Raw genomic sequence first — 14,684 nt, forward strand, 5'->3', positions numbered from 1 at the left:
TACCCCGCCTGCTACAATCGCGGCAATCCACAGGATTCACCATCATGGCAGGCATTCTGATCATCGCGCACGCGCCGCTCGCTTCGGCGCTGCGGGACTGCGCCGCGCATGTCTATTGCGGCGAGCCCAAGCGGGTCGAGGCGATCGACGTCGCTCCGGATGCGGAGCCGGCGGCCGTGCTGGCCGAGGCGCGCCGCTGCCTGGCCGCGGTGATCGAAGACAATGGGGCGCTGGTGCTGACCGACATCTTCGGCGCCACCCCCGCCAATATCGCCGCCCGTCTCGCCGAGCCGGGCCGGATCAAGGTGCTCGCCGGCGTCAATCTGCCGATGCTCGTGCGGGCGATCTGCTACCGCTCCGAAAAGCTGGACCAGCTCGCCACCAAGGCGCTCGCCGGCGGCTCGCAGGGCGTGCTGCAGATCGGCTCGACCACCGTACAGAACCAGATCGCCAACCACCCCGACAAGTATGCTGCAGAGGGACGTCACCATCATCAATAAGCTCGGGCTGCATGCCCGCGCCTCCGCCAAGCTCACGCAACTGGCGGGCAGTTTTGTCAGTCAGGTCAGGATGTCGCGCAACGGGCGGCAGGTCGACGCCAAGAGCATCATGGGTGTGATGATGCTGGCCGCGGGCATCGGCTCGACGGTCACCATCGAAACCGAGGGACCCGACGAGCAGGAGGCGATGGACGCGCTGACCGCGCTGATCGCCAACCGCTTCGGCGAGGGAGAGTGAGGGCGCAGGCCCTGTCCGGATTTCATCAACGTTCCTGAACGGAGCGGTTCATGCCATTCGCCCTGCACGGCATCCCAGTCTCGCGCGGCGTTGCGATCGGGCGCGCCCACCTGCTGGCGCCGGCCGCGCTCGACGTGTCCCATTACCTGGTCGACGAGGACCGGCTCGAGGACGAGGTGCTGCGGCTGCGCAACGCGCGGACCGCGGTGCGGGCCGAACTGGCGGCGCTCAAGCGCGACCTGCCGCGCGATGCGCCGGAGGAGATGGGCGCCTTCCTCGACGTGCACGCGATGATCCTCGACGACGAGATGCTGTCGCGCGAAGCCGAGAGGCTGATCCGCGAGCGCCGCTACAACGCCGAATGGGCGCTGACGACGCGGCTCGAGGATCTGATGCGCCAGTTCGACGAGATCGAGGACGAATACCTGCGCGAGCGCAAGGCCGATATCGAGCAGGTGGTCGAGCGGATCCTGAAGGTGCTGGCCGGCGCGCCGGTGCTGACGCCGGCGCCGGTGCCCGCGGTCGCGGCCGATGGCCAGCCGGCGCCCGGGGTGGTCGTGGTCGCCCACGACATCTCGCCGGCCGACATGCTGCAGTTCCGCCATACCGTGTTCCACGGCTTCGTCACCGACCTGGGCGGGCGCACCTCGCATACCGCAATCGTCGCGCGCAGCCTCGACATCCCGGCCGCGGTCGGCGTGCAGAACGCCAGCGAACTGATCCGCCAGGACGACTGGATCATCATCGACGGCGATGCGGGGCTGGTGATCGTCGATCCCACGCCGATCATCCTCGAGGAATACCGCCACCGGCAGAGCGAACGGGCGCTGGAGAACAAGCGGCTGCAGCGGCTGCGGCATACGCCCGCGGTGACGCTGGACGGCATCGAGATCGATCTGGAGGCCAATATCGAGATGGCCGAGGACGCCTCCGCCGCGCTGGCGGCCGGCGCGGTCGGCGTCGGCCTGTTCCGCTCCGAGTTTCTGTTCATGAACCGGCGCGGCGAACTGCCCGGCGAGGACGAACAGTTCGAGGCCTACCGCGCCGCGGTCGAGGCGATGCGCGGGCTGCCGGTCACCATCCGCACGATCGACATCGGCGCCGACAAGCCGCTGCTGGATTTTCGCGACGGGCGCGACGGCCGCGCCGAGGAATACGAGACGGCGCTGAACCCCGCGCTGGGCTTGCGCGCGATCCGCTGGTCGCTGTCGGAGCCGGCGATGTTCCTGACGCAGCTGCGCGCGCTGCTGCGCGCGTCGGCCTTCGGGCCGGTGCGGCTGCTGTTCCCGATGCTGGCGCATGCCCGCGAGATCGACCAGACGCTGGAGCTGGTGGCGCGCGCCAAGCATGAGCTGGATCAGCGCGGGGTCGCCTACGACCCGTACCTGAAGGTCGGCGCGATGATCGAGATCCCGGCGGCGGTGCTGCTGCTGCCGCTGTTCCTGCGGCGCATGGACTTCCTGTCGATCGGCACCAACGACCTGATCCAGTACACGCTGGCGATCGATCGTGCCGACAACGCCGTCGCGCATCTGTACGACCCGCTGCACCCGGCCGTGCTGCAGCTGATCGCGCGCACGATCCGCGATGCCAACCACGCTGGCGTGCCGGTCGCCGTCTGCGGCGAGATGGCCGGCGACCCCGCGATGACCCGGCTGCTGCTCGGCATGGGCCTGCGCGAGTTCTCGATGCATCCGGCCCAGCTGCTCCGCGTCAAGCAGGAGATCCTGCATGCCGACTGCGGGCGGCTGGAAGGGCTGGTCGAGCAGGTGCTGTGCGCCTACGAGCCGGAAGAGGCCGCGGCCGCGCTGGCGCGACTGTCACAACCCTGAAACCCTCGGGGTTATAGCGGCCAGCTCAACGCCCGTAAAGTGCTGCTTGTACCGCGTGCCGGGCGCCTACGTGACGTTCCAAGCCCTTGATTTGTAAGTAAAGTGATGCAGATTCCCTGGCGTGTTTCTGTTTCTTAATGGGAATTGTTATCATTCTTTATCTCTGTTATGCTGCCTTCAACAGTCAGGACATGCCGGTGTCCGCGCTGCCCCAAGGAGGCTTTGTGTACGTCTGCATCTGCAACCAGGTAACCGATCGCGAGATTCATGGCGCCGTCCAGCTGGGCGTGTCGACGCTCGACGAGCTGGCCGAGACGCTCGGCGTCGGCACTTGCTGCGGCCGCTGCCGCGATTGCGCGCAGCAGGTTCTCGCCGAAGGCGTTGCAGCGTCCTGCCAGAGCGCCTCCGCCACCGTGACGGCCCAGACCGTTCACGTCGTCCAGTTTTCCTCCTGTTCCTCGTCGGTACCGCGTGCCATAATGGACACACGGGACCCGGCAGTCGCGAACGACCAGCAAACCGAACTGGTTGCCTGAACACGCTTGCCGATCGCAGAGCGGCGATCGGCGCGTGTCTTCGTCGTTTTCCTCTGACTGCACGCGGCGCAACCAGCGCCGCGTCGTGTTTTTGCGGGCCCGTAGCAACAGGAGCCCCCGATGAAAGGTGACAAGAAGGTCATCCAGTATCTGAATGCGCAGCTCACCAACGAGCTGACCGCGGTCAACCAGTATTTCCTGCACGCCCGTATGTATCGCCACTGGGGCCTGAAGAAGCTCGGCGACGTGGAGTACAAGGAATCGATCGGCGAGATGAAGCATGCCGACCGGCTGATCGACCGCATTCTGATGCTCGATGGACTGCCCAACCTGCAGGACCTGCACAAGCTGCTGATCGGCGAAGACACACCCGAGATGCTCAAGTGCGACCTGAAGCTGGAGCAGACCGCTCACGTGACGGTCAAGGAAGGCATCGCCTACTGCGAATCGGTCGGCGACTATGTCAGCCGCGAGATTCTGGTCGACATCCTGACCGATACCGAAGAGCACATCGAGTATCTGGAAACGCAGCTGGATCTGATCGACAAGGTCGGCCTGCAGAACTATCTGCAATCGCAGATGGAGCCGGGCGAGCAGTAAAGCCCGGCCGCGGCAGGACCCGCAAGGCCCCGTAACACCAGTTCCAGGGCCAGGCGGTCGTCAGCGGCGCCTCATCGAGCCGCCCGCCGCCGCGCGCTTCGCAGCTTGAATCCCTCTCATTCCCATTCGGTTTCTCATCTCGGTTCCATTCGCCGGTCCCGATTCCCCTCTCCCGCGCTGCCGCCCCCTCCGCGGTCCGATTTCCCAGCGAGGACACTCCCATGCCGGAACCCATTCGATTGACGCAATACAGCCACGGCGCTGGCTGTGGCTGCAAGATTTCGCCGCAGGTGCTCGACGTGATCCTGGCCGGCAGCGGGCCGCAGCATCTGGACCCGCGCCTGTGGGTCGGCAACGCCTCGCGCGACGACGCCGCGGTCTATGCGATCGACGGCAGCGACGACGGCCGCGCCGTGGTGTCGACCACGGACTTCTTCATGCCGGTGGTCGACGATCCCTTCGATTTCGGCCGCATCGCGGCCACCAATGCCATCAGCGATGTCTATGCGATGGGCGGCGACCCGCTGCTGGCCATCGCGATCCTCGGCTGGCCCGTCAACGTGCTGCCGCCCGAGGTCGCGCGCGAAGTGGTCGCCGGCGGTCGCCGTGCCTGCGACGAGGCGGGCATCGCGCTGGCCGGGGGACACTCGATCGATGCGCCCGAGCCGATCTTCGGCCTGGCGGTGACCGGCATCGTCGAGCGCGCGCATCTGAAGCGCAACGACACCGCACGCGCCGGTTGCCGGCTGTACCTGACCAAGCCGCTCGGCATCGGCGTGCTGACCACCGCCGGCAAGCAGGGCAAGCTGCGCGACGAACATAGCCGCCTGGCGACCGAGTGGATGTGCCGCCTGAATCGTCCCGGCAGCCGCTTCGGCCGGCTGGAGGCGGTGCGGGCGATGACCGATGTGACCGGCTTCGGCCTGCTCGGCCATCTGGTCGAAATGGCCGAGGGCAGCGGCCTGAGCGCCCGGCTGGACCGCGCCGCGGTGCCGCTGCTGCCCGGCGTGCGCGAGTACGTCGCCGCCGGCTGCGTGCCGGGCGGCACCCAGCGCAACTTCGCCAGCTACGGACATCGGATCGGCTGTGCCCACGGTGAACTGGATGCCGAATGGCGCGCGGTGCTGTGCGACCCGCAGACCAGCGGGGGGCTGCTGGTCGCGGTCGAGCCCGCTGGCGAACAGGAATTCCTGGCGGTGGCAGCCGAATGCGGCCTCGCGCTCGAATGCATCGGCGAGATGACCGAGCGCGCCGCCCACGCCGCCCACGCCGCCCACACCGATCACGCGGTGGTGGTGCGCTGATGGACCGCATGCCCGCGCCATCGGCGGCGGCCTCGGCAAGGCCGGACAGCGCCGACTATCGGGCGCTGCTGCTGTCCGGCGTGCCGATGCTGGACGTGCGCGCGCCGGCCGAGTTTGCGCGCGGCGCTTTTCCGGGCGCGGTCAATCTGCCGCTGATGGACGACGACGAGCGCCACCGGGTCGGCTGCCGCTACAAGGAGGAAGGACAACAGGCGGCGATCGCGCTCGGCCATGCGCTGGTCAGCGGCGAGCGCAAGGCAATGAGGGTGGCCGCCTGGGCCGAGTTCGCGCGCCGCCATCCGCAAGGCTATTTGTACTGCTTCCGCGGCGGCCTGCGCTCGCAGATCTCGCAGCAGTGGCTGCGCGAGGCCGGCATCGACTATCCGCGCGTCATCGGCGGCTACAAGGCGATGCGGACCTTCCTGATCGAAACGCTGGACGCGGCCGTCGGCGAATGCGACTGGCTGGTGCTCGGCGGCCTGACCGGGAGCGGCAAGACCGCGCTGCTGGCCGAGCTCGACAGCGGCATCGATCTCGAGGCCCACGCCGCGCATCGGGGCTCCAGCTTCGGCCGGCGCGCGCGTCCGCAACCGACACAGATCGACTTCGAGAACGGGCTGGCCATCGACCTGTTGCGGCGGCGCGCGGCCGGCGCCGGCACGCTGGTGGTCGAGGACGAGGGCCGTTTCATCGGCAGCCGGGACGTGCCGCCGCGTCTGTATGCCCGCATGCAGGCCAGTCCGCGGGTCTGGATCGACGAACCGTTCGAGGCGCGCGTGGAACGCGTGCTGCAGGACTATGTGGTCGATCTGGCCGCGGAATACGTCGCCGCGCATGGGCCGGACAAGGGCTTCGCCGCCTTCTCGGAACGGATGCGCGAAGCGCTGGCCGGCATCGCGCGCCGGCTCGGCGGCCAGCGCTACGAGCGCCTGGCCGCGCTGCTCGCGCACGCGCTGCAACGCCAGGCGCACAGCGGCGAGGTCGACGAGCATCGCGTCTGGATCGCGGTGCTGCTGCGCCATTATTACGATCCGATGTACGACTACCAGCGCGAGGCGAGGGAGAGCCGCATCGTGTTTCGCGGCGATCGCACGGCGGTACGTGAATATCTGCGGGAGCGAACGGCGCCTGCTTCCCCTCTCCCGTTTGCGGGAGAGGGGAAGGGGAGAGGGAAAGGCTCTCGCTGAGCCGACGCGGTCAGTCGTGACGACCGCTCTTGCCCTCTCCCCCCGCCCCTTTCCCGCAAGCGGGAGAGGGGAGCAACACCATGGCTTCAATGCCCGCCGCAAACCTCGCAGTCGGGCGTGCGCGCCAGCGCCATCGTCGTCCATTCCATGCGGAATGCATCGACCATCAGCAGCCGTCCGGCCAGCGTGTTGCCCACGCCGGCGATCAGCTTCAGGGCCTCGGCCGCCTGCACGGTACCGACCATGCCGACCAGGGGCGCGAACACGCCCATGGTCGCGCAGGCGGCCTCCGGCGCGTTCTCCGACGGCGGGAACAGGCAGGCGTAGCACGGCGCATCGTCGCGCCGGCGATCGAATACGCTGATCTGACCATCGAAGCGCAGCGCGGCCCCCGAGACCAGCGGTACGCGATGCGCGACGCAGGCGCGGTTGACCGCATGGCGCGTGGCGAAGTTGTCGCAGCAGTCCAGCACCACGTCGGCGTCGCGCACCAGCACATCCAGTTCGCTGTCGCCGACGCGCGCCGGCACCAGCCGCACGTCGATTTCGGGATTGATCCGCAGCATGCCCTCGCGCGCCGACTCGACCTTGGGTCGGCCGACGTTGGCGGTGGTGTGCAGGATCTGGCGTTGCAGATTGGTCAGGTCGACATCGTCGTTGTCGACCACGACGATGGTGCCGACCCCGGCCGAGGCCAGGTAGGGCAGCGCGGCGGCGCCCAGGCCGCCGGCGCCGATCACCAGTGCGCGGCCGGCCAGCAGCCGGCTCTGGCCTTCGATGCCCAGCTCATCGAGCAGGATGTGCCGCGAGTAGCGCAGCAGTTGGTCGTCGTTCATCGGGCGGGCGGCGGGACCGGGGTCCCGCCGCGATGCTTCCGTCTAGGCGTTCAAGCTTCGTTCAGAGCCCCGTTCAGGGCGCCTTGCCGGTCGGCGTGCCGAGCGGCTTGCCCATCGGCGCGCTCGCGGGCGGCTTGCTGTCGGGCTTGCCTTCCGGCGCGGCGGGCTTGGCGTCCGGCGCAGGCGCCCGCCTGGACGGATCGGCCTTGACCGGGCCCTTCGGCACTTTGCTGTCGGACACCGGCGTCGCCTCGAGCTTGGAGCGCGAGCGCTTGATCGGCTCGCCCTTGAGCTGGTGGATCGCCTGCTGCAGCATGAAGTCGTCGTTGGTGCCGAACTCGATCGGCTTCTTGCGCCGTTCCTTCTCGCGCTCCTCCGGCGACTTCTTCGCGTTCTCTTCCTCGAGCCGGCGCAGTTCCTCGACACGGCGCTGTTCGCGCTCGGTCATCTCGGCTTCCTCGGATTCCTGCTTGTTGTGCAGATGGCGCTCGGTATCGATTTCGCGCGTGATCAGCGCGTCGTCCGGATCGCCTTCCGGGTTCTGGTCGACCGGGATGTCAGGACGGATGCCCTTGGCCTGGATCGACTTGCCCGACGGCGTGTAGTAGTACGCGATCGTCAGCTTGATGCCGGTGTCGTTCGTCAACGGCCGCACGGTCTGCACCGAGCCCTTGCCGAACGTGGTCTTGCCCATGATCACCGCGCGCTTGTGGTCCTGCAGCGCGCCGGCGACGATCTCCGAGGCCGACGCCGAATAGGCGTTGGTCAGCACCACCATCGGGATCTTCTTGAACAGCGGCGGCAGATCCTTCAGCGGATCGTCCTCGACCGACGACAGCCGGTAATTGTTGAAGTTGGTCTTGTAGACCCGCTTGGCGTCGGGCACCTGGCCATTGGTCGAGACCACGGTCACGTCCTCGGGCAGGAAGGCCGCCGACACGCCGACCGCGCCCTGCAGCACGCCGCCGCCGTTGTTGCGCAGGTCCAGCACCAGGCCCTTCATGTTCGGATTCTTCTGCGCCAGCTCGGCCAGGCGCCGGCCCAGATCGGCCACGGTGCGCTCCTGGAAGCTGGTCAGGCGGACCCAGCCGATGGCCGGATCGACCATCTTGGCCTTGACCGACTGCACGCGGATCTCGGCGCGCGTGATCGACACCGGGAAGGTGCGTTCTTCGCTCTTGCGGTAGATCGTCAGCGTGACCTTGGTGCCGGGCTCGCCGCGCATGCGCTTGACCGCCTGTTCGAGCGGCAGCCCGCGCACCGGCTTGTCGTCGATGCGGGTGATCAGGTCGCCGGGCTGGATGCCGGCGCGGAAGGCGGGCGTGTCCTCGATCGGGTTGATGACCTTGACCAGTCCCTCTTCCTGCGAGATCTCGATGCCCAGGCCGGCAAAACGGCCGCGCGTGCCTTCCTGCAGTTCCTTGAAATCCTTGGCGTCCAGATACGACGAATGCGGGTCGAGGCTGGCCACCATGCCCTTGATGGCTTCGGTCAGCAGCTTCTTGTCGTCGACCGGCTCGACGTACTCGCGCTTGATCTGCCCGAATATGTCCGCCATCAGCCGCAACTGCTCCAGGGGCAGCGGCCCCGAGGAGTTCTGCGCGGTCGCGGACAGTTGCAGCGTGGCGAGCACGCCGGCAACGAGTCCCGCGGAGACAAGGCTGATGTTCTTGAGCGTCTTACGCATGTGGGCTGCCTGAACGTTGAATGGCGCCGGGCAGGGCGCCGTGGATTGCGCCGGTTGCGGCGTGGCGCAAAGGGCGCTGCCGGTCCGGTCTGACCGACAGTATAAGAGCGGGCGGAAAAAAAGGCCGCGCCGCGATGCGGCGCGGGCCTTGATGCGCCAAGGCCGGCGCGTCCGGCTCAGCGCGCCTTGCCCTGGCTGGCGACAGCGGCCAGCGAGGCGGCGATCGCTTCCTGGTCGCCCAGGTAGTAATGCCGGATCGGCCGCAGCTCGGCGTCGAGTTCGTACACGAGCGGCGTGCCGTTCGGGATATTGAGGCCCACGATATCGTCATCGGAAATCTGGTCGAGGTACTTCACCAGCGCGCGGATGCTGTTGCCATGGGCCGCGATGACCACGCGCTTTCCGGCTTTGATGTCCGGGGCGATCGATTCGTTCCAGAGCGGCAGCACGCGGGCCACCGTGTCCTTCAGGCATTCGGTCAGCGGAATCAGTTCGCGCGGCACGCCGGCATAGCGCGGGTCGTCGTACGAGGCGCGCGGGTCGGTCGGCTCCAGCGCGGGCGGCGGCGTGTCGTAGCTGCGGCGCCAGACCAGCACCTGTTCGTCGCCGAACCTGGCGGCGGTCTCGGCCTTGTTCAGGCCCGCCAGCGCGCCGTAGTGGCGCTCGTTCAGGCGCCATTCGTTGCGCACCGGGATCCACATCAGGTCCATCTCGTCCTGCACATGCCACAGCGTGCGGATTGCGCGCTTGAGTACCGAGGTATAGGCGACGTCGAAGGCGAAGCCCGCGTCCTTCAGCAGTTGGCCGGCCTGGCGGGCCTGCTGCGCGCCGGTCTCGGTCAGGTCCACGTCGACCCAGCCGGTGAAGCGGTTTTCCAGATTCCAGGTCGATTCGCCGTGGCGGATGAGAACGAGTTTGTACATGCTGCTTCCAAAGAGTGAGAATGCTGCGCGCGCCGCTCGCGAGCCACTTGCCGGCCGCGGGAAGCGGCCCCGTCGACATGGGCCTGGGCGCGAAACCGGCTATTTTATAATGCCGCCGACACAACCCACCGGAAACCCAACGTGAATTTCTTCGCCGACTACAACAACCTTGCCCTGATCGCCCTCGCGGTGGTGTCGGGCGGCCTGCTGGCCTGGCCGACCATTTCGCGCGGCGCGGGCGGCAAGACGGTCAATGCGACCACGGCGACGCAGCTGATCAACAAGCGCGGCGCCGTCGTCGTCGATATCCGCGAACCGGCCGAATACGCCAAGGGCCACCTGCCGCAGGCCAGGAGCGCGCCGCTGGCCGAACTGGCCAATCGCGCGGCCAGCCTTGCGAAGGACAAGTCCGCCCCCATCATCGTCGTATGCCAGACCGGCCAGCGTTCGTCCAAGGCGCACGCGGCGCTCAAGCAGGCCGGCTTCGGCGAGGTCTATTCGCTTGAAGGTGGTGTGGCCGCCTGGCAGCAGGCCGGTCTGCCGCTGGTCAAGTAAGGCTGCCGCAGCCCGATGCCTCGCCCGGGCGGGCCGTCAGCAGGCCCGCCCCGACGCTGGTAAAGTCCAGAAGTCGACCGGCCGCCGCAGAGATTGCCGCGGCGGGCCCGGTCTGAACCGCAAGATGCAAGGAGATAAGCGCATGGCCCGCGTCGTCATGTACAGCACGATGGTGTGTCCGTATTGCCAGATGGCCGAGCGCCTGCTGCGCTCGAAGGGGGTCGAGACGATCGAGAAGATCATGATCGACCGCGAGCCCGGCAAGCGCGAGGAAATGATGAGCCGCACCGGTCGCCGCACCGTGCCGCAGATCTATATCGACGACCGTCACGTCGGGGGCTTCGACGATCTGTCCGCGCTCGATCGCCAAGGGGGCCTGGCACCGCTGCTGGCTGCCTGATTTCCGCCCCGTGCGCGGATGAATTCGTCATCCGCGTCATGTACCATATGCGTTTTCCAACCGGACCATGCGGTTGGCCGCCGCCCGGCGCGCGGCCGCCCGCAGCCCGTCCCCTTCCCGCCACGTTTCATTCCCGCCATTCGGGCACCCATCCATGAGCGACCAGCAAACCAATCAGCAGCAGGACGATCAACCGTACTTCAATATCCAGCGCGTCTACCTGAAGGACATGTCGCTGGAGCAGCCGAATTCGCCGCAGATCTTCCTCGAGACCGAAGCGCCTTCCGTGGAAGTGCAGGTCAATGTGGGCGCCTCGCAGCTGACGGACGGCATCTTCGAGGTCGTCGTGACCGGCACGGTCACCACCAAGGTCCAGGACAAGGTCGCCTTTTTGGTCGAGGCTCATCAAGCCGGCATCTTCGATATCCGCAACGTGCCGGACGAACAGCTCGATCCGCTGCTGGGCATCGCCTGCCCGACGATCCTGTATCCGTACCTGCGCAGCAATATCGCCGACGTGATCACGCGCGCGGGCTTCCAGGCCATCCATCTGTCCGAGATCAACTTCCAGGCACTGTACGAGCAGCGTCTGCAGGCGGCGATGGAACAGGCACAGGCCGAGGGCGGCGGCTCCGGCATCGTGATGCCTGATGGCACGCAGGCACGTCACTGATCGTCGCCATATCCGCAGGCGGAACGGGGCTGCGGCCCCGTTCCGCCTTTTTGCGTCTATAGCTTCAAAAGCATCAATAGCTTCAAAGTCAATGGCGCCAACGGCTGCGCCGGCCCGGATCGCTGCGATCGCCGTCATCGTCGGGCGTGCAGCGGCCTGATCCATCGTCCAACGCCATCGACCAACGCCATTGACCAACGCCTCGACCACGCATCGATCATGAATCTCGCCTTTCTCGGAGCCGGCGCCTGGGGCACCGCGCTGGCCAGCCATGCCGCCGCCGCGCACCAGGTCGTGCTGTGGGGCCGGGACGCCGGGCAGCTCGCCGCGATGGCGGCCTCCGGCGTCAATGCGGACTATCTGCCTGGCGTACCGCTGTCCGAGCGGCTCGGCTTCGAAGCCGATTTCGCCCGCGCCGCCGCGCACGCGCTATGCGCGCCTGACGGGCTGGTGATCGTTGCCACGCCGGTGTCGGGCCTGCGGGAGATGACGCGGCGCCTGGCCACCGAGGCGGCCACGCATGGCGTGCCGCTGCGGATGCTGTGGCTGTGCAAGGGCTTCGAGGCCGGCACCCATGCAATGCCGCACCAGATGGTGGCCGAGGAACTGGCGGCCGCCGGCGCGTCGGTGCCGGTCGAGTACGGCGTGCTGACCGGGCCGAGCTTCGCGCGCGAGGTCGCGCTGGGACTGCCGTGCGCGCTGACCGTCGCGGGCAATGCGCCGGCCATCGCCGAACTGTCGCAGCGCGCCTTCCATCATCGTGCGATGCGAATCTACGGCAGCGACGATCTGGTCGGCGTCGAGGTCGGCGGCGCGGTCAAGAACGTGCTGGCGATCGCCACCGGTGCCAGCGATGGGCTGGGTCTCGGCCTCAATGCCCGCGCCGCGCTGGTCACCCGGGGCCTGGCCGAGATGACGCGGCTGGGTCTGGCGCTGGGCGGGCGCGCCGAGACCTTCATGGGCCTGGCCGGGATGGGCGACCTGATCCTGACCGCGACCGGCGATCTGTCGCGCAACCGCAAGGTCGGCCAGCAGCTGGCCGGCGGCAGGACGCTGGAACAGGTGCTCGCCGACCTGGGCCATGTCGCCGAAGGCGTGCGCTGCGCGCAGGCGGTGGCGGCGCTGGCGGACCAGCACGGCGTCGAGATGCCGATCACGCGGGCCGTCTGCGCGGTGTTGTTCGAAGGCTTGGCGGTGGCCGACGCGGTCGCGCAGCTGCTGCAACGCGACGCGCGCGACGAATGACGGCGGCGGATCGCATCAAGCGGCGGCGCCGCTGGCTCGGCGCACTGGCGGCCTGCGGCGGTGCGCTGGCGCTGCCGCGCTCGCTGCTGGCGGCTGACAAGGACTGGCCCGCGCGGCCGATCCGCATGGTGGTGCCGTTCCCGCCAGGGTCGTCTCCGGACCTGATCGCGCGACTGGTATCCGAACCGCTGGCGCAGGCGCTGGGCCAGCCGGTGATCATCGAGAATCGCCCGGGCGCCGGCGGCAATATCGGCACCGGACAGGTCGCCCGCGCCGCGCCGGACGGCTATACGCTGCTGTTCACGATCAACGGTCCGCTAGTCACGGCGCCGACACTGTCGCGCCATCTTCCCTACGATCCGGTGCGCCAGCTGGCGCCGGTGACGCTGGTGGCGACCTCGCCCAATGTGCTGGTGGTCGACCCGCGCACCGGCGTGCGCGATCTGCGCGAATTCGTCGCGCTGGCACGTGCCAGACCCGGTGCGCTGAACTACGGCTCGGTCGGCAACGGCAGCGCCGCGCATCTGGCGATGGAACAGCTGAAGGCGCGCGCCGGCATCTCGCTCGAACACATCCCGTATCCCGGCTTCCCGCAGATCGCGGCGGCGATGATCGCCGGACAGATCCAGGCCGCGTTCATGGTGCCGGCGATCGCGATGCCGCAGGTCAATGCGGGCCGGCTGCGCGTGCTCGCGGTGACGACCAGCGGCCGCACCAGCCTGTTGCCGTCGGTGCCGACCGTGGCCGAGTCCGGCTATTCGGGCTTCGAGGCGATCTCGTGGCAGGCGGTGCTGGCGCCGGCCGGCACGCCGGCGCCGATCGTCGACCGGCTCTATCGCGAGCTGGTCAAGATCATCGGCAGCGACGCCGTGCGCGCGCAGATGCGGGCGCAGTACTTCATGCCCGCCGGCACCGCGCCGGCCTCGCTGCGCCAGACCATGGCCAGCGAGAAGGCGCGCTGGGACCAGGTGATTCGCGCGGCCGGCGTGCAGCCGGAATAGCCCTCCAGGAAAGCGCCGGCTTCGCCTCAGGCGCCGCCGGCGAAGCCCTGCTGGCGCCAGGCCTCGAACACCACCACGGCGACGGTGTTCGACAGATTCAGGCTGCGGTTGTTGGGCCGCATCGGCAGGCGGATGCGCTGCGACGGCGCGAACCATTCCCGGCGCTCCGGCGCCAGCCCACGCGTTTCCGAACCGAACACGAACCAGTCGCCGGGGGCGAAGGCCACCTGCCCGAACGGCGTCGAGCCGTGCGTGGTCAGTGCGAACATCCGTGCCGGGTCCGGGCGTTCGCCGGCGAGGAAGGCGTTCCAGTCCTCGTGCACCTTCATGCTGGCGTACTCGTGGTAATCGAGGCCGGCGCGGCGCATGCGCGCGTCGTCCAGCGGAAAGCCGAGCGGCTTGACGAGGTGGAGTTGGGCACCGGTGTTGGCGCACAGGCGGATCACGTTACCGGTGTTCGGCGGGATCTCGGGTTCGACTAGGACGACATGGAACATGGCGCGCGCAGCTTACCGTGCCGAGGCGGCGCTGTCATCCCGAGCACCATCGCGCATCACGATGGGGCCGGCGTGCGCAGCGCCACCAGCGCGGTGACGCGCGCCGCGCCGTGGCGCTTGAGCACGGCGGCTGCCTCGGCCAGCGTCGCGCCGGTGGTCATCACGTCGTCGACCAGGGCGACATGTCGTCCCTGCAGGGGGCTCCGGTCGGCATGCCGCGCGAGCGCGAACGCGCCGGCGACGTTCGGATGCCGCAGGTCGGCCGCCAGCGCGGCCTGCGGCGCGGTACTGCGCGCGCGCACCAGCAGATCGGCGCTGGCCGCGGCGCCGACGCGAGGCGCGAGCCTGCGGGCGATTTCCCACGATTGGTTGAAGCCGCGCTCGGCCAGCCGGTCCGGCGCCAATGGAATCGGCACGACCAGGCAGGGCGCGCGAGCGGCATTGTCTGTGGGCGATGACGGCCGTGCGATCCACTCCGACGCCAGTTCGCGCGCGAGCCAGCCCGCCAGCGGCAGCACGCCGCCGAACTTCAGCGCCAGCACCAGCGCTTCGCGCGGCGGCGCATAGTCGCCGAGCACGATGGTGGCATCGAAGGCGGGCGGCGCACAGCGGCAGATCGCGCAGAGGCTGGCGGTCCGCTGCGGCAAGGCGCAGCGCGGACAGCGCGGTA

At 68.5% G+C, this 14,684-nt stretch carries 17 protein-coding genes; 12 read left to right on the plus strand and 5 right to left on the minus strand.

Annotation, left to right across the window (positions count from 1 at the left end):
- Positions 1-44 precede the first annotated feature (44 nt).
- The 7 genes from B551_RS01560 to mnmH all read left to right on the plus strand — a co-directional run bounded on the left by B551_RS01560 (position 45) and on the right by mnmH (position 6,197).
- Entirely contained in the window at positions 45-500 is a 456-nt protein-coding gene (locus B551_RS01560) for a PTS sugar transporter subunit IIA (protein WP_006579199.1), read from the plus strand.
- The gene (locus tag B551_RS01565; RefSeq protein WP_006579200.1) at positions 469-738 is read left to right on the plus strand and encodes an HPr family phosphocarrier protein; all 270 of its coding nucleotides are present in this window, start codon (positions 469-471) and stop codon (positions 736-738) included. Before B551_RS01560 ends, B551_RS01565 begins: the two co-directional genes overlap by 32 nt.
- A gap of 50 nt (positions 739-788) precedes the next feature.
- Complete coding sequence (gene ptsP, locus B551_RS01570) at positions 789-2,570, plus strand: phosphoenolpyruvate--protein phosphotransferase (protein WP_006579201.1); 1,782 nt, start codon at positions 789-791, stop codon at positions 2,568-2,570.
- A gap of 224 nt (positions 2,571-2,794) precedes the next feature.
- Positions 2,795-3,106 (plus strand): bacterioferritin-associated ferredoxin, encoded by a 312-nt coding sequence (locus tag B551_RS01575; RefSeq protein WP_043436792.1) that lies wholly within the window; start codon positions 2,795-2,797, stop codon positions 3,104-3,106.
- Positions 3,107-3,226: 120 nt separating this feature from the next.
- Complete coding sequence (gene bfr / locus B551_RS01580) at positions 3,227-3,706, plus strand: bacterioferritin (protein WP_006579203.1); 480 nt, start codon at positions 3,227-3,229, stop codon at positions 3,704-3,706.
- A 221-nt stretch (positions 3,707-3,927) separates the two neighbouring features.
- A complete protein-coding gene (gene selD, locus B551_RS01585; RefSeq protein ID WP_023263349.1) occupies positions 3,928-5,010 on the plus strand; it encodes a selenide, water dikinase SelD in 1,083 nt (360 codons plus the stop codon).
- Positions 5,010-6,197 (plus strand): tRNA 2-selenouridine(34) synthase MnmH, encoded by a 1,188-nt coding sequence (mnmH, locus tag B551_RS01590; RefSeq protein ID WP_006579205.1) that lies wholly within the window; start codon positions 5,010-5,012, stop codon positions 6,195-6,197. Before selD ends, mnmH begins: the two co-directional genes overlap by 1 nt.
- 86 nt (positions 6,198-6,283) lie before the next feature.
- Here mnmH and B551_RS01595 read toward each other — a convergent pair whose 3' ends face one another.
- The 3 genes from B551_RS01595 to gpmA all read right to left on the minus strand — a co-directional run bounded on the left by B551_RS01595 (position 6,284) and on the right by gpmA (position 9,643).
- On the minus strand, positions 6,284-7,033 hold the full coding sequence (locus tag B551_RS01595) for a molybdopterin-synthase adenylyltransferase MoeB (RefSeq protein WP_006579206.1): 750 nt from the start codon (positions 7,031-7,033) through the stop codon (positions 6,284-6,286).
- 73 nt (positions 7,034-7,106) lie between these two features.
- The gene (locus tag B551_RS01600; RefSeq protein ID WP_023263350.1) at positions 7,107-8,720 is read right to left on the minus strand and encodes a S41 family peptidase; all 1,614 of its coding nucleotides are present in this window, start codon (positions 8,718-8,720) and stop codon (positions 7,107-7,109) included.
- Between the two features lie 176 nt (positions 8,721-8,896).
- Entirely contained in the window at positions 8,897-9,643 is a 747-nt protein-coding gene (gene gpmA / locus B551_RS01605) for a 2,3-diphosphoglycerate-dependent phosphoglycerate mutase (protein ID WP_006579208.1), read from the minus strand.
- Between the two features lie 141 nt (positions 9,644-9,784).
- Here gpmA and B551_RS01610 point away from each other — a divergent pair, with 141 nt between their 5' ends.
- From B551_RS01610 to B551_RS01630, 5 genes are all read left to right on the plus strand, one after another.
- Positions 9,785-10,198, plus strand: a complete 414-nt coding sequence (locus B551_RS01610) for a rhodanese-like domain-containing protein (protein WP_006579209.1) — start codon at positions 9,785-9,787, stop codon at positions 10,196-10,198.
- 142 nt (positions 10,199-10,340) lie between these two features.
- Positions 10,341-10,598: a glutaredoxin 3 gene (gene grxC / locus B551_RS01615; RefSeq protein WP_006579210.1), complete on the plus strand. Its 258-nt coding sequence runs from the start codon at positions 10,341-10,343 to the stop codon at positions 10,596-10,598.
- A gap of 154 nt (positions 10,599-10,752) precedes the next feature.
- Positions 10,753-11,271, plus strand: a complete 519-nt coding sequence (secB, locus tag B551_RS01620) for a protein-export chaperone SecB (RefSeq protein WP_006579211.1) — start codon at positions 10,753-10,755, stop codon at positions 11,269-11,271.
- Positions 11,272-11,490: 219 nt separating this feature from the next.
- Positions 11,491-12,516 (plus strand): NAD(P)H-dependent glycerol-3-phosphate dehydrogenase, encoded by a 1,026-nt coding sequence (locus B551_RS01625; RefSeq protein ID WP_006579212.1) that lies wholly within the window; start codon positions 11,491-11,493, stop codon positions 12,514-12,516.
- A complete protein-coding gene (locus B551_RS01630; RefSeq protein WP_023263351.1) occupies positions 12,513-13,517 on the plus strand; it encodes a tripartite tricarboxylate transporter substrate binding protein in 1,005 nt (334 codons plus the stop codon). The genes B551_RS01625 and B551_RS01630 overlap by 4 nt, the downstream gene beginning before the upstream one ends.
- Positions 13,518-13,543: 26 nt before the next feature.
- On the opposite strand, the gene trmL is transcribed toward B551_RS01630, so the two are convergent.
- Both trmL and B551_RS01640 read right to left on the minus strand, forming a co-directional pair.
- On the minus strand, positions 13,544-14,014 hold the full coding sequence (gene trmL, locus B551_RS01635) for a tRNA (uridine(34)/cytosine(34)/5-carboxymethylaminomethyluridine(34)-2'-O)-methyltransferase TrmL (protein ID WP_006580205.1): 471 nt from the start codon (positions 14,012-14,014) through the stop codon (positions 13,544-13,546).
- 56 nt (positions 14,015-14,070) lie between these two features.
- Positions 14,071-14,684: ComF family protein (locus tag B551_RS01640; protein ID WP_023263352.1), on the minus strand; the 614-nt coding region annotated here is incomplete at its 5' end.

The sequence above is a fragment of the Cupriavidus sp. HPC(L) genome, from assembly GCF_000307735.3.
Classification (GTDB): Bacteria; Pseudomonadota; Gammaproteobacteria; order Burkholderiales; family Burkholderiaceae; genus Cupriavidus.